General features: G+C 35.8%; 15 protein-coding genes and 2 riboswitches. Of the genes, 2 read left to right on the top strand and 13 right to left on the bottom strand.

The annotated features are described in order from the left end of the window. The 9 genes from cobA to AC1Q51_RS11865 form a co-directional block, all read right to left on the bottom strand. Complete coding sequence (cobA, locus tag AC1Q51_RS11825; RefSeq protein WP_097924956.1) at nt 1–777, bottom strand: uroporphyrinogen-III C-methyltransferase; 777 nt, start codon at nt 775–777, stop codon at nt 1–3. 84 nt (nt 778–861) lie between these two features. Next, nucleotides 862–1062, bottom strand: a complete 201-nt coding sequence (locus AC1Q51_RS11830) for a DUF3906 family protein (RefSeq protein ID WP_000366918.1) — start codon at nt 1060–1062, stop codon at nt 862–864. A gap of 10 nt (nt 1063–1072) precedes the next feature. Continuing rightward, on the bottom strand, nt 1073–2695 hold the full coding sequence (locus AC1Q51_RS11835; RefSeq protein ID WP_097924958.1) for a nitrite/sulfite reductase: 1623 nt from the start codon (nt 2693–2695) through the stop codon (nt 1073–1075). A gap of 148 nt (nt 2696–2843) precedes the next feature. Next, a complete protein-coding gene (gene cysC, locus AC1Q51_RS11840; protein WP_000380507.1) occupies nt 2844–3455 on the bottom strand; it encodes an adenylyl-sulfate kinase in 612 nt (203 codons plus the stop codon). Nucleotides 3456–3467: 12 nt separating this feature from the next. After that, complete coding sequence (sat, locus tag AC1Q51_RS11845) at nt 3468–4604, bottom strand: sulfate adenylyltransferase (RefSeq protein ID WP_097924960.1); 1137 nt, start codon at nt 4602–4604, stop codon at nt 3468–3470. 38 nt (nt 4605–4642) lie between these two features. After that, on the bottom strand, nt 4643–5347 hold the full coding sequence (locus AC1Q51_RS11850) for a phosphoadenylyl-sulfate reductase (RefSeq protein ID WP_492331520.1): 705 nt from the start codon (nt 5345–5347) through the stop codon (nt 4643–4645). An 87-nt stretch (nt 5348–5434) separates the two neighbouring features. Further along, a complete protein-coding gene (locus tag AC1Q51_RS11855; protein WP_000538896.1) occupies nt 5435–5578 on the bottom strand; it encodes a YezD family protein in 144 nt (47 codons plus the stop codon). A gap of 72 nt (nt 5579–5650) precedes the next feature. Beyond that, a riboswitch (SAM riboswitch) is annotated at nt 5651–5759 on the bottom strand. Between the two features lie 115 nt (nt 5760–5874). Next, a complete protein-coding gene (gene lysA / locus AC1Q51_RS11860) occupies nt 5875–7191 on the bottom strand; it encodes a diaminopimelate decarboxylase (RefSeq protein ID WP_000280643.1) in 1317 nt (438 codons plus the stop codon). Between the two features lie 180 nt (nt 7192–7371). Then, nucleotides 7372–7553, bottom strand: a riboswitch (Lysine riboswitch). A gap of 89 nt (nt 7554–7642) precedes the next feature. Continuing rightward, nucleotides 7643–8038, bottom strand: a complete 396-nt coding sequence (locus AC1Q51_RS11865; RefSeq protein WP_176542754.1) for a DUF3888 domain-containing protein — start codon at nt 8036–8038, stop codon at nt 7643–7645. Nucleotides 8039–8292: 254 nt separating this feature from the next. On the opposite strand from AC1Q51_RS11865, the gene AC1Q51_RS11870 reads away from it, so the two are divergent. Both AC1Q51_RS11870 and pssA read left to right on the top strand, forming a co-directional pair. Further along, complete coding sequence (locus tag AC1Q51_RS11870) at nt 8293–10179, top strand: LTA synthase family protein (RefSeq protein ID WP_000939088.1); 1887 nt, start codon at nt 8293–8295, stop codon at nt 10177–10179. A gap of 188 nt (nt 10180–10367) precedes the next feature. Next, nucleotides 10368–11069, top strand: a complete 702-nt coding sequence (pssA, locus tag AC1Q51_RS11875) for a CDP-diacylglycerol--serine O-phosphatidyltransferase (RefSeq protein WP_000285417.1) — start codon at nt 10368–10370, stop codon at nt 11067–11069. Nucleotides 11070–11099: 30 nt separating this feature from the next. On the opposite strand, the gene AC1Q51_RS11880 is transcribed toward pssA, so the two are convergent. The 4 genes from AC1Q51_RS11880 to hisE form a co-directional block, all read right to left on the bottom strand. Then, nucleotides 11100–12071 (bottom strand): NAD(P)-dependent oxidoreductase, encoded by a 972-nt coding sequence (locus tag AC1Q51_RS11880; RefSeq protein WP_098289704.1) that lies wholly within the window; start codon nt 12069–12071, stop codon nt 11100–11102. Nucleotides 12072–12215: 144 nt separating this feature from the next. Continuing rightward, a complete protein-coding gene (locus AC1Q51_RS11885; protein WP_001118893.1) occupies nt 12216–12383 on the bottom strand; it encodes a DUF4025 domain-containing protein in 168 nt (55 codons plus the stop codon). A gap of 68 nt (nt 12384–12451) precedes the next feature. Further along, entirely contained in the window at nt 12452–13468 is a 1017-nt protein-coding gene (locus AC1Q51_RS11890; RefSeq protein ID WP_098289705.1) for a histidinol phosphate phosphatase domain-containing protein, read from the bottom strand. 12 nt (nt 13469–13480) lie between these two features. Further along, the gene (hisE, locus tag AC1Q51_RS11895; RefSeq protein WP_000426355.1) at nt 13481–13804 is read right to left on the bottom strand and encodes a phosphoribosyl-ATP diphosphatase; all 324 of its coding nucleotides are present in this window, start codon (nt 13802–13804) and stop codon (nt 13481–13483) included. Nucleotides 13805–13806 lie beyond the last annotated feature (2 nt).

A 13806-nucleotide genomic window follows, 5' to 3' on the forward strand; every position in this document is an offset into this window, starting at 1 on the left:
TTACAACACTCCACTTACTTGATAAGCATTTTCCGTTTGCTTCTCAAACCAATGGATTTTTTCTCTAAAACGGACAACTTCTCCAATTACAATCATGCTCGGATTTTGAATTTGCTCTTTTTTCGCAACATCTACAATTGTTCCTAATGTCCCAACAACTGTACGTTGCATAGACGTCGTCCCCTGCTCAATAATAGCAGCTGGCGTACTTTTATCTTTTCCATGCTTCATAAGTTGCTCACATATGTAGGGCAAATTACTAACCCCCATATATATCGCTAAAGTCTCTACACCTTTCGCTAAACTTTCCCATTTCACTTCTTCTTCAGCACCTTCTTTCCTATGCCCAGTCACAATAGCAAAACTTGCACTTGCATCACGGTGCGTCACTGGAATACCAGCATAAGCAGGTGCAGCTATTCCAGACGAAATACCTGGGACGATTTCAAATGATACACCTTGCTTTGCTAATGCTTCCGCTTCTTCTCCCCCTCTACCAAATACAAATGGATCGCCGCCCTTAAGTCTCGTTACAACTTTCCCTTTTTTCGCATACTTAATAAGAAATGTATTAATTGTTTCTTGCTTCATCGTGTGATAATTCGGGAGTTTCCCGCAATAAATTAAATCCGCATCAGGCTTTGCGTGTGAAAGCAGCTCTTTATTCACAAGGCGATCGTATAAAATAACATCTGCCTTCTCAATACATTTCAACCCTTTAACAGTAATTAAATCTGGATCGCCAGGACCCGCTCCAACAATATAAACCTTCCCCATCATCTCTCCTCATTTCTACTATTAAAATGAAACTTCCATTCGTATATAAGAATGGAAGTTTTTATTTTTTCGTATTACTAATCTCTACTCATGAATAACAAATGCTGCACCTTTTCGAATCTTCTTTTTTTCAAACAAAGAAATCTCTTTTACCTCCGGCAACGGTAAAAAATGTTTTTCAAGCTCAATCTCCGCAAGCTTAAATGCCTGTTCTTCACTTTGAGCAACAACAACAATCGGAACAATATCACTCACTAATACAGCTTCAAATCGATATAAATCCATATTGTCCCCCCTAAGACGCTATGACTTCTTCTAACACGTTATTTAACGCTATTTGTAATGTGTCTACACCAACACGACCTACAAAATCATAAAATGTTTCGGCTGGTAATTTATTCTCTTTGAAATAACTTATAAATGATGCGAGTACATCAGGTAAATCCTCGCCATCTATTTTTCCTTTTAACTTTTGATTGTAGGCACCGCCATCTAACAACGTTCCACCTACATATATCTCAAATGCTTCAACAATTCCCTTTTCCTTCGTTTTCATTTTCACCCCTTGTAACCCAATGTCAGCAATTTGACGTTGACCACATGAATTAGGGCAGCCTACCATATGAATTCGAACTGGAACATCGAGTGCAATTTGTGTATCTAAGTATTCTGCAATTTTTCGTAATCTTTCTTTCGTTTCTACTAGTGCAAGATTACAATATTCAATACCGGTACATGAAACCGCATGACCAATAAATGATTTTGGGCTTGCAGATATCGCTTCAAACAACGGTTCACTAAGTAATCCTTTTACATTTTCCGGAGGAACGTTCGGAATAATGAAATTTTGTGAATTACATGTACGAATTTGTCCATTTCCATATTGCTTTGCGATTCTTGCAATCTCAAACATTTCTTCTGCATGTAAACGACCTACCGGTACATTAAAACCTACATATTTTAACCCCTCTTGTTTTTGGTCTTGAACACCATAAAAATAGCCTGCATTCCATCCTTTGAGTGCACTTTCCCCTTTACTTTGTAAAGGCCTTGTATACTCTATTAGTTTCTCTTTAAATTTCTCTGCTCCCCAGTCCGCAACAAGAAATTTCAAACGGGCTAAATGACGTTTCTCACGATATCCAAAATCACGGAATATAGTAGCAATCGCAATTGCCACTGCCTTCACTTCTTCTGGTAAAACGAACACATCTAATTCATCAGCTAAATATGGACGGGCTGATAATCCTCCGCCTACTTTTATATGAAAACCAACTTTTTTATCACCATCTATTTCTTTCGTAGCAGGTGTAAATGCAACACAGTTAATCTCTGCGTTTGCTGAGTTATAAATATTAGAACTAATAGACATTTTAAATTTACGTGGCAAATTAGAAAACTCTTCATTATGTTGGAAATAGTCATATACCTCTTTCACAATATGTGTCGTATCAAATAGTTCATTTGCATCAATTCCAGCAAGCGGATTACCTGTAATATTCCGCGTTATATCACCACAAGCCCCCGCTGAAGATAATCCAACTCTTGCTAATCTTTTAAAAATATCTGGTATTTGCTGAATTTCTAACCAGTGAAACTGAATCGCCTGTCTCGTAGTAATATCTATTACATCACGTCCATAATCCTCAGCGATAGAAGCAAGTACTTCTGCCTGCGCATTTGTAATAATCCCTGACGGAATATTTACCCGCATCATAAAATAACCAGCTTCTTTTGGACGTTGTAAATACAATCCTGCCCATTTAAAGGCATCCCACTCTTCTTTCGGAATAGATTCAAATCCATTTTCCGCATAGTAAGGAATATCATTAAAAATTTCTAATCCATCTTTTTCTAATTTATTTTTCTCCGTTTGATTTAGTTTTTCATTGTTAGCCCATACTTTTTCATAACTCATTTTTAAATCCCCCTATATAAAGTGAAACTTTAATCAGTAGAGTTTTGTTCATCCCACGCTGATTATTAGCCTTAACCAATCGGGTATTTACGGGCAGCCCGACCCCCACCTAACTTCCTTGCCCCAACCGAACTTTGAGGTAGGAATTTTACTTCCCGGCAAATAGCGGGATAAAACTACGCTCTTGTAAGTACTGCACGATTTGTTCTGCACATTCTTCAATAGAATATTTGTGCGTTTCTACAATTAATTCTGCTTGCTCTGGCTCTTCATAAGGCGAATCAATACCTGTGAAATCCTTAATATCACCTTTTCTTGCCTTTTTATAAAGCCCTTTCGGATCACGTTTCTCACACTCTTCAATCGGACACTTCACAAAAATTTCAATAAATTCATCTGCCGCTAATAAATCTCTTACCTGTTTGCGGTCTACTCGAAATGGTGAAATAAATGCTGTAAGGACAACTGTTCCTTGATCTACAAATAACTTTGCCACTTCGCCAATACGTCTTATATTTTCCATGCGATCACTTTCAGAAAATCCTAAGTCTTTATTTAAACCGTGGCGAATGTTATCCCCATCCAGCACATAATTTCCAATATTCTTTTCAAACAGTTTACGAGCGACCGCATTCGCTACTGTAGATTTACCCGAAGCTGATAAACCAGTAAACCAAATTACAAAACTGTGATGTCCATTCTTCACTCTTCTCTCATCTTTTGAAACCGAAGCTGTATGCCAAGTAATATTCGTATCCATCTCGTTCTCTCCCTATTCTGTTACTACTTCTTTTTTTAAACCTTTAATTAGCACTTCTACTACTTCTTTACGACTAAATGTACTTGGCGGAATCTCACCGTTTCTTAATAATTCTCTTACTTTCGTACCTGATAAAATAACATGATCTTCTTTTCCGTGCGGACATGTTTTTGTTGAAGCCATCGCTTCACATTTCGTGCAGTAAAAACTATGTTCAAAGAATAGTGGTGTAATGCCTAACTCTTCTATCGTAAAATCCGTGAAGATTTCTTGCGCTTCGTATGTTCCGTAATAATCTCCTACTCCGGCATGATCACGTCCTACAATAAAGTGGGTACATCCAAAATTCTTTCTTACTAACGCATGAAATATCGCTTCTCTTGGTCCTGCGTAACGCATTGCAGCAGGAAATACACTTAAAAAGACACGATTTTTCGGATAATAGTTTTGAAGGAGTACTTCATAGCTTTCCATTCTTACATCAGCAGGAATATCATCCGATTTCGTTTCTCCAACGAGTGGATTTAAAAAGAGACCATCTACAATTTCAAGAGCAGATTTTTGAATATACTCATGGGCACGATGTACCGGGTTTCTCGTTTGAAATCCGACTACTGTTTTCCACCCACGTTTTTTAAATTCTTCTCTCGTTTCAATTGGGTCTAAATGATAAGAAGGAAATTGATTATTTTCAAAGCGTTTTGTTAGAATAATAGTTCCTCCAACGTAAACGTTTGGTCGTTCATATAATTTTTTCACTCCTGGATGAGCCTCATCCGTTGTTTTATATACAAGTAACGCTTCTTTTTCTTTATCTGGTACGAAAATATCTTCTATTTGAATAGCACCATATATATTTCCATTGTTGACAAGCTTTACTTCCTCTCCGGTCTTCAGGCTTTCTGCGACTTCTTCTGTTACCGGTAATGTAATTGGTATACTCCACACACTACCATTTGCTAAACGAAGCGTTTCTACGACTGAATCATAATCTTCCTTCCCCAAAAAACCAGTAAGCGGGCTATATCCACCTGTCGCCAATAGTTCTAAATCACTTAAAGCAATGTTGTCTAATTTAATTTCTTTTTCAATTTGTGATATATCATATGTCTCATCTATACGGTTTACTAATTCGTTTACTGTGCTCATTTTCTATATCCCCTCTTAGCTTTATTTCAAGATTCATCTTATTGATAATGAAGACCACATTCGGTTTTCACTTTCCCAGCCCATCTACCATCTCTTGAATCGCCACCATTCCCTACAGGTAAAGTACATTTCTCACACCCAATACTTGGATAGCCAACATCATGCAACGGGTTATACGGCAAGCTATGTTTGTATACATATCGCCAAACTTCTTTCCACGTCCAATGAATGAGTGGACAAACTTTAATAGATTGAAAACGATGATCTTGATTTATAAACTTTGTATGCTTACGTGTTTCTGATTGTTCCCTTCTTAAGCCCGATATCCATGCTTTTTCCACGACTAATGATTTTTCTAAAGGTAAAATTTTTCTAATCTTACAACAAAGATTCGGATTGCTCTCCCACAGTTTTTCACCATGCAACTTCGCCTGTTCATCAAGTGTAAGTTCTGGCTGCTTTTCTATAATATTCAATGAAGGAAATCGTTCCCTCACTCTTTGAATTAATTCATATGTTTCTTGAAAATGAACACTTGTATCCAAAAATACAACTTTAGCAGATGGATTTACTTGGTTTATAAGGTGCAGCAATACCATACCTTCCACCCCAAAGCTACATGCGTAGACGATTTCATCTTTATACTCTTCATAAGCCCAATTTAATACTGATAACGCGCCTTTTGTTTCATCTTCTTCCGAAAACGAAACAACATTTTCTTCCCACGTTTCATACGTCAACATGTTTTTTCCCCCTGTAAAAGCAAAAAGACGGTTTTAACCTAATGAAAATAGGTTAAAACCGCCTCTAGTTTTTCTAGTCAGCGCTTTTCACTTTAAACGTACTTTTTCACTTTTCTCTAACTGAATTACTTTTCCATCTTGCACAACAATTGTAATTGAGCCATATTTCATATCAGCAAGCATCGCTTCAATCTTCTCGGATACTTCATCAAAATGTTCCCGTACACCCACGCGAACAGCCCCCCTTTTTATTCATAAAAAAAATCTTTCCCATTTCGAAAAGACTGTTCGGTAATATATTTTACCTTATCTTTCAAAATGGATTCCATTTTGCTGGATTTAGCACCTTGCTTTCTATAAGCAGGTTGCCGAGCTTCTTCGGGCCAGTTCCCTCCGCTTCTCTTGATAAGCTTTGTATTTGTATTTTATCACAATTCTGATTTTTTTCAATCCTAGTTTTCCGATATATTTTAATTATTTTATTTTACAAAAAAGGAATTGCCCATCCGAACAACTCCTTTTTCTATTTAAACAAGCTCTTTAATACGTATGCGATCGTTCCCAATAATATTTTCATATGTTTCGCGTTCCACAACTACTTGCGATGTTCCGCCTTTTGCAAAGACAACGGCTGGTCTTCGAATCCGATTGTAATTATTCGCCATCGAGTACCCGTAGGCTCCTGTACAGGAAACTGCTAGTAAATCAGCAGAAGCGACTTTCGGTAAATGAATATCCCAAATCAACATATCTCCGCTCTCACAACATTTCCCCGCAATCGAAACGAGTTCCTCATTCTCATCATTCCCTCGATTCGCTAACATTGCTTCATAACGCGCACTATATAAAGCAGGTCTTAAATTATCTGTCATTCCACCATCGACTGATACATATTTCCGAATACCAGGAATATCTTTCACAGATCCAACTGTATAAATTGTTGTCCCAGCATCACCTACAATGCTACGGCCTGGTTCAATCCATATTTCTGGCAATGGATATTCACATACAGTAAATTGTTCTCTCACTGCACTTGTTACAGCTCGCACATATGTCTCAAGAGTTAACGGTGTATCCGACTCTGTGTAGCGTATTCCAAATCCCCCGCCTACATTTAACACTTTTACTACATAGTTTGTTTGCTCTCTCACTTCTTCTAAAAATTGGCGAAGAACTTCAATCGCTCGAACAAAGCCAGCTGTTTCAAATATTTGCGATCCGATATGTGAATGAATCCCTAGCACATTATAATTAGATTTTTGTAAAGCAAATCCAATTGCCTGCATCGCTTGACCGTTTGAAACGCCAAATCCAAATTTCGAATCATCTTGGCCTGTTGTAATATATTCATGTGTGTGCGCCTCTACTCCAGGCGTTACACGAATTAATATGTTCACAAACTTTCCATGTTGCATCGCTAAATCGTGTAAAACTTCTAATTCAAAGAAATTATCTACGACAAAACAACCGATATTCGCCTGAAGAGCCATCACTATCTCTTCTTCTGTTTTATTATTTCCATGAAAATGAATACGTGATGCTGGAAATCCTGCTTGGAGCGCAGTATATAATTCTCCTCCAGAAACAACGTCTAATGACATATTCTCTTCACGAGCTACTCGGCACATCTCCATGCACAAGAACGCCTTGCTTGCATATGCTACTTGATAAGAGAAACCACTTTCTTTAAAAGCACGATGAAATGCTCGGCATTTTCCTCGAATAGACTCTTCATCGTATACATAAAGTGGTGTTCCGTATTGCTTTGCTAGCTGCGTCGTATCGCACCCTCCAATTTCTAAGTGTCCTTGCCCATTAATTCGGCTTGTGCCGTGTAAATACATTTAAATTCCTCCCTTATTTCCTCTAAAACTCATAACCCCAATCTTCTATTCATTGCAGCACGCTTTTAGATAGACAAAAAACGCGCGGAACAATGTTCACACGCGTTTCTTATTAGGAAAAATATATATTGAAAAAATAAACGAGTTGTTATCTCCTCAAAATAAGAAACCGCATCAACATCTCCAAATAGCTCTCCATAAAATAAATCTTATGACAGTACTACATTTATTCAATGTAGTCCCAATATATGAATAAGATGGTTATTCTTATATTTCGGCAATAGTCCCTTTCAGCCTATGATCACAGATTCCATGAAATCTCCCATAGCTTACTCTTTCCTATCGCGGCCTCTACCTTTGAGAGTAGATGAGGTAAGTCTATTTAATTTTCAAACATCTAATTGTTGCTATTAACAATACCAAAGGACCATTTTATTTGTCAAACAATTTTTTATATTGTTTTTTTACAGTTTAATTTTGTATCATTTGGTAAGCGCTTTACTGAAATCTTTGTCACTTCCCATTCGCCTTCTTCGTTATTAAATGTAATCGTTACCTTCTCAAATGGGGGAGCAATTTTCCCAGCAACACGTTCATACTTTGTCACTTCAATACTTGCTTGAAATAAATATGTACCGCTATACATTTTTTTTAAACTAATAATTTTAGGACATTGATACGGTTTCAAACTTCCATATTGTTTTTCAATTGCTTTATTTATTTTTGGAAATAAAACAGAATAAAGTGCATCTTCCATAAGAGGTGCATCATATTGAGCTATTGACACACTCGGTGAGGTAAAAAGTATAACACTACTACATGCTATAAAATATAATAATTTTCGCATTATAACCTCCGTATTATCACGCGATTCTTTCTGCGTACGATAATTATCATACATAGAAATTCTGTTTTATTGTCTCCCACCACTCTTTTTCTACTCGATTATTATAAAAAAGCCCACAACTCTCTTTTATTTTCGTATAATGATACTCATAGTATAATAATCATAATAACAAAGGACTGTTCGTATATATAAAATGAGTCGTTAAGCAAACTGACTCACAAGAACTGTCATGCTTTTTAGGAGAGGAGTATATTATGCTACAACATCTGTTTCCAAAACTGCGATTTGCACTCGTTGCAGTCGTTTTACTATGGATTAAAACATATATTGTGTACAAGCTAGCATTTGATATTAAAATTGATAATTTCTTTGAAGAATTCATGCTTTTTATTAATCCACTAGCTGCGTTACTTTTATTTTTCGGCTTAGCTTTACTTGCATCTAAGTACCGAAACCGAATTATAATTGGAATCAGTTTTATACTGTCATTTATTTTATTTGGAAACGCAATGTTTTATGGGTTCTATAACGATTTCGTTACTTTCCCGGTTTTATTCCAAACAAACAATATGGCTGATTTAGGGACAAGTATAAAAGAACTCTTTACGTACAAAACATTACTTTTATTTGCAGATGCAATTATTTTAATGTTTATTTCGCGTAAATTCCCATCATTTGGCGACAAAACACCACTTTCCCGCTCAGAGAAGCGAACTTTCTTTAGCGGTGTAACAGCTTTATTAGCACTACAAATTGTTGTATCAGTTATTTATAAACCACAAATGTTCTCGCGCTCATTTGACCGTCAAACTGTCGTAAAGAATTTAGGTTTATACACATATCATCTATTTGATATTACACTTCAATCCAAGTCTTCAGCTGAGCGTGTATTTGCAAGTGGGGATGGATTTTCTGAAATCAAAAACTATACAGACTCAAAAGACAAACAAGTTGATAAAAACTTATTTGGAGCTGCAAAAGGTAAAAATGTAATTTTAATTTCAATGGAATCTACACAAAGCTTTGTTATTAATAAAAAAATAAATGGAAAAGAAATTACCCCATTTTTAAATGAATTTATTAAGGATAGTTTCTATTTCGATAACTTCTATCATCAAACTGGACAAGGCAAAACTTCTGATGCTGAATTTATCGTTGAAAACTCACTTTATCCGCTAGATCGTGGTTCTGTATTCTTTACTCATGCAACAAACGAATACACAGCGACACCAGAACAATTAAAGAAATACGGATATTCTTCTGCCGTCTTCCATTCAAATGATAAAACGTTTTGGAATCGGGATGTAATGTATCCTGCGCTTGGATATGATCGTTACTTTAATTTAAATGATTACGCAGGAACGGAACAAATGTCTGTCGGTTGGGGATTAAAAGATAAACAGTTCTTTGAACAATCTATTCCAAAGTTAAAATCTTTACCGCAACCGTTCTATACAAAATTTATTACATTAACAAATCATTTTCCGTTTCTTCTAAATCCGGAAGACCAATATGTTGATGAATTCAACTCAGAAAGTGGTGTTGTAAACCGCTACTTCCCAACTGTTCGTTACACAGATGAAGCTCTTAAATTATTTATTAAACAATTAAAAGAAGAAGGACTGTATGATAATTCCGTTATTGTCATTTATGGTGATCATTATGGTATTTCCGAAAACCATAACGCAGCTATGGCACAGTTCCTAGGAAAAGATACTATTACACCATTCGATTCTATGCAATTACAACGAGTTCCTCTTATTATTCATGTGCCTGGTCAAGAAGGAAAAGTTGTTTCTAAAGTATCTGGTCAAATTGATATTAAACCAACGCTCCTTCATTTACTTGGTATTAAAACAAATAAATCCGTTGAATTTGGAACTGACTTATTTATTAAAGAAAAAGACCCGCTTATGGTAATGCGTGATGGTAGCTTTGTTTCTGAAGAGTATGTTTATACAAAAAATATGTGCTACAAAAGAAGTACGGGTGAAGAAGCTGATATGACGCTATGTCAGCCGTATATTGAAAAAGCAAAAACAGAATTAAAACTCTCCGATAAATTAATTTATGGAGATTTATTACGTTTCGATCCTAATAATCAATATAAAACTGGAACGATGACAACGAAATTTGAATAGTAAAGGAAGCAACTTTATACAAGTTGCTTCCTCTTTTTATTTTCACTTAATTTTTAAATCATCCTTCTATGAAATCTTTCACAAATTGGTAATTTCTTTCGTATGAGGAATAAATTTATGGTATGATAAAATAAGTAAACTTTCATACACTAATTAAGAATTTATTACAGAAAGCAAGGGATCAGATTTTGTATAGAGCAGCTATTCCAAACTTATTTACGCTCGGAAATTTATATAGCGGATTTTTATCAATCGGCTATGCATCTTTAGGATATTATAAATCAGCTGCTATTTTAGTACTTATCGGGATGATGTTAGATAGTCTTGATGGTCGTGTTGCTCGTTTATTACGTGTTGATTCACAAATGGGAAAAGAGCTCGACTCGCTTGCAGATGTCGTAACATTTGGTGCAGCACCTGCTGTTTTAATGTATTACACATCTTTCTCAAACTACGGAATCATCGGATTATACATAGCGGGATTATTCCCTCTTTTCGGAGCATATCGTTTAGCACGATTTAATGTAACACCATCTTCTACTTCAATGAAATATTTCACTGGAGTACCGATTACAGCAGCGGGAGGGCTTGTTGCTTTCTTAACATTATTTTCACATACCATTCCAAAAATCGTTCTTATTACCGTATTTGTAACGTTCGCATTTTTAATGGTGAGCCGCATTCGTATCCCAAGTTTAAAAGATGTACCAATTCCACGATATAGCATCATTATTACACTATTTTTAGTTGGAATCATTATTACAATGTATCAAACAGGATTTGGCAATTTTTCTGTTTTCTTATTCATTGCCATTCCACTATATATTTTGTACATGTTATCTCAATTCATTAGACAAAGACCGTCTAAAAAAGCGAATAAAGAAAAATAAGAAAACCTTCCGAGTCCGGAAGGTTTCTTTTTATTTTGTGACTAATACCTTTTGATTTACAGGTGTTACTGGCTCTTCGCCGTTTAATACAGCTAAAATATTTCTGACAGCCATTTCAGCCATCGCATCACGAGTTTCAAACGTTGCATTCCCTACGTGTGGAGCAAGTACTACATTCTTTAACTCTTTTAGCTCTTCTGTAATTTTCGGTTCAAATTCAAACACATCAAGAGCTGCCCCTTCAATTTCATTCGTTTTTAATGCATAAGCAAGTGCTGCTTCATTCATAATTGGTCCACGTGAAGCATTTACAATATACGCTGTTTTCTTCATCATTTTAAACTGCTCTTCATCAATCATATGATGTAATTTCGGATTATAAGCACAGTTAATTGTAATAAAATCTGCTGTTTGTAATAATTTTTCCAACGTCACATACGTTGCTCCCAGTTCACTTTCAGCTTCAAACTTACGATTTGGCCCTGTATATAAAACATCCATTCCAAATGCTTTCGCACGTTTTGCAACAGCCTTCCCGATTTCTCCAAGACCAATAATTCCGATTGTCTTACCGTGGACTTCTCGTCCTAAGAAAAATAACGGTGCCCATCCGTTAAATCCAGTCGTACGACATAACATATCCCCTTCAGGAATTCTACGCGCCGCTGCTAAAAGAAGTGCAAATGTTAATTCGGCAGTCGCTTCCGTTGATACTTTCGGTGTATTCGTAACTGCAATTCCTTTTTCACCCGCATACGTGTAATCAATATTGTCGTAACCAGCACCATAGTTTGCAACAATCTTTAAATGAGACGCTGCATCAATAACTTCTTTTGGCACCTTTGTCGAAAGTAAACTTAACAATGCATCTTTATCTTTTACACGCTCTGTTAATTCATCTATAGAAATTAATTCCTCTTTATCGTACATTTCTACATCATGATCTTTTAATAGTTCTAATCCAATTTCCGGAATTTTTCCCGCTACTAATATTTTTGCCACTACTAACACCTCTTCTATAGAAAATAAGATATCTCTTATATTTCATTGTAAGAAATCCACATATAAAAACCAAGGAATTTGATTATAGTTTTGAAAATCGACACTTTTCCATGAAAAAAGAGGAGATGCAACTCTCCCCTCTTCTTACGCTTTTTCCTGCGATTCTTTTCCGAGCTTCACATCAATAGTTCCTTCTGCAACCGTATCGCTAATTTGCTCCTCAATAACCGATTGAGATGCAGCATTCGTTTCAGAAGTATAAGCTTGTTGCTGTGCAACTTGTACATTTTGTTTATTTTGTTGTTTCGCCATTTCTTACCCTCCTTTTCATTCTTTCTTATTTTGAACAAAAAGGGTGGTTTTCATCAAAAAATTGCGTTTCATTTTGAATTTGTTACTTCTTCTTCAAGCGACCTCATTACTCTTGCTCGCTTCGTAAATGTTGCAACCTGAGTAACACCGTGCGCTCGTAATGTTTGTACATTCTCTTGTACATAGTTCCCTAAATCATTTGGATAATGGGCATCCGAAGAAATCGTAATTGGAACACCATACTTAGCTAATACTTGTAAATATAGTGGACTTGGGCACATTTCACGAACAGGATAACGATAGTACAATCCTGCATTTATTTCTGTTGCCGTATTCGTTTCTACTAACGCACAGGCAATTTCCTTATAATAAGAAAGCTGTTCATTCTCATCCAATCGATAATTAAATACCTTTATATTATCTAGATGAGCGATAATATCAAATAACTCGGTACGAATCGCACTCTCAACTGTTTTAAAAAACGTATCGTATAATGCGCGTAGGTCATGCACCTCAAAATATTCTTTCGTATCTGGATTATCAAATCCCCAGCCATTTAGAAAATGAACGGAGCCAATTACATAATCAAAGTCTCCTAGCGCTAATAATTCTTTTAACTCTCCTTCACAACCAATAAAATAATCCGCTTCAATTCCAAGTTTAAGTGTGACACCTCTTTTACTCCATCGTTCTTTCGCCTCTTCAATTGCCTTTGTAAAATCATACAGTGAAACTATCCTTACTTGATCTAACCATTCTTTCTGTATACGACCGAGCTTAGAATCACTAATATCTACATATTTTTCATAATATCCTTTCGCTTCATGAAAACGATATAGATGATCAACAATTCCCACTTCTTTTATTCCTTTTCGCACAGCTTCTTCTAAATATAGATCTATCCATTCTGTTGTAAATGGCCCTTCCTTCACACGTTTTTGCAAACGCTCTTGTGTTTTCATAAGCCAATCCATAGAATGCCTTTCTTGAAGCGGTTCATAACATTCCAACGCTTCATTTATTTTAGCAAGCCATCCTATTGAATACGGTCCTTCTTCTAAGTGAAGATGATAATCTACTTTCATATACATTCCCCCTTATAATGTATCTATTTCCCTTCTATCCCCAACTCTCGAAAGCTTTCCATTTCGTTCTTTCACCTCTCGCATGACATCTTCCAATGCGATATTTTTTTCAGCTAATAAAACGAAACAGTGATAAAATACATCAACCATTTCTTTCACTACTTCTTCTTTATCATTATTTTTACATGCGATAATTACTTCAGCACACTCTTCACCAATTTTCTTTAAAATTTTATCTTCTCCTTTTGAAAATAAATAATTTGTATATGATTCAGGAAGTGGGCTTTCCTTTCGTTCTTCAATTGTTTTATACAGCAACTTAAAGGCATTTTCCATAT

This window comes from Bacillus sp. MT94 (genome assembly GCF_058792475.1).

What these genes read in the sequence shown, in the direction of transcription:
- cysC (WP_000380507.1), bottom strand. Translation starts at nt 3,455, where the DNA reads ATGGATACGAATATTACTTGGCATACAGCTTCGGTTTCAAAAGATGAG.
- sat (WP_097924960.1), bottom strand. Translation starts at nt 4,604, where the DNA reads ATGAGCACAGTAAACGAATTAGTAAACCGTATAGATGAGACATATGAT.
- AC1Q51_RS11870 (WP_000939088.1), top strand. Translation starts at nt 8,293, where the DNA reads ATGCTACAACATCTGTTTCCAAAACTGCGATTTGCACTCGTTGCAGTC.
- AC1Q51_RS11890 (WP_098289705.1), bottom strand. Translation starts at nt 13,468, where the DNA reads ATGAAAGTAGATTATCATCTTCACTTAGAAGAAGGACCGTATTCAATA.
- AC1Q51_RS11885 (WP_001118893.1), bottom strand. Translation starts at nt 12,383, where the DNA reads ATGGCGAAACAACAAAATAAACAAAATGTACAAGTTGCACAGCAACAA.
- AC1Q51_RS11830 (WP_000366918.1), bottom strand. Translation starts at nt 1,062, where the DNA reads ATGGATTTATATCGATTTGAAGCTGTATTAGTGAGTGATATTGTTCCG.
- lysA (WP_000280643.1), bottom strand. Translation starts at nt 7,191, where the DNA reads ATGTATTTACACGGCACAAGCCGAATTAATGGGCAAGGACACTTAGAA.
- cobA (WP_097924956.1), bottom strand. Translation starts at nt 777, where the DNA reads ATGGGGAAGGTTTATATTGTTGGAGCGGGTCCTGGCGATCCAGATTTA.
- hisE (WP_000426355.1), bottom strand. Translation starts at nt 13,804, where the DNA reads ATGGAAAATGCCTTTAAGTTGCTGTATAAAACAATTGAAGAACGAAAG.
- AC1Q51_RS11865 (WP_176542754.1), bottom strand. Translation starts at nt 8,038, where the DNA reads ATGCGAAAATTATTATATTTTATAGCATGTAGTAGTGTTATACTTTTT.
- AC1Q51_RS11850 (WP_492331520.1), bottom strand. Translation starts at nt 5,347, where the DNA reads ATGTTGACGTATGAAACGTGGGAAGAAAATGTTGTTTCGTTTTCGGAA.
- AC1Q51_RS11835 (WP_097924958.1), bottom strand. Translation starts at nt 2,695, where the DNA reads ATGAGTTATGAAAAAGTATGGGCTAACAATGAAAAACTAAATCAAACG.